1 protein-coding gene is annotated in these 397 nt (G+C 39.0%); it reads right to left on the bottom strand.

Annotation, left to right across the window (positions count from 1 at the left end; genetic code table 11):
* Window positions 1–130: 130 nt before the first annotated feature.
* Entirely contained in the window at window positions 131–280 is a 150-nt protein-coding gene (locus ASV53_RS25750; RefSeq protein WP_164488552.1) for a hypothetical protein, read from the bottom strand.
* Window positions 281–397: the final 117 nt, after the last annotated feature.

Below are 397 nucleotides of genomic sequence, written 5' to 3'. Positions count from 1 at the left end.
CTATTCGTCGGCAGCGTCTGATGTGTATAAGAGACAGAAATAGCAAAGGGCTTCACTTAGGTGAAGCCCTTTTTTTAACAGTTTTATTGCTGTGTAGTACTTGAGCTGTGTGCGCTAGGCATAGGGTGTGCTATGCATCATGGCAGATAATATTCAAAACAATGACACTGTCTTCAAGCTCAGTTGTAAGGTTATCAGCTGAGTAAAATAGCTCAGGTTGTTCAATCAGTAATTCGTCTTCAGTGGGTGCAACGAAAGTTCCGTGCGTGATTGCATCCATAACAATCTCCTTTAGAGTCCGCTTGGTTCCCATCATTATGTTTAATAATTCAGGGTGAGGTACTCATTAATGTGGTTCTAATCCTTATCAATAATCTGAATTATTTTTGATTAATAT

The organism is Photobacterium sanguinicancri, from assembly GCF_002265265.1.
Taxonomy (GTDB): domain Bacteria; phylum Pseudomonadota; class Gammaproteobacteria; order Enterobacterales; family Vibrionaceae; genus Photobacterium; species Photobacterium sanguinicancri.
Note: the sequence above shows the minus strand (reverse complement) of the source record. Positions and strands in the feature narration are given on the sequence as shown.

What these genes read in the sequence shown, in the direction of transcription:
- ASV53_RS25750 (WP_164488552.1), bottom strand. Translation starts at nt 280, where the DNA reads ATGGATGCAATCACGCACGGAACTTTCGTTGCACCCACTGAAGACGAA.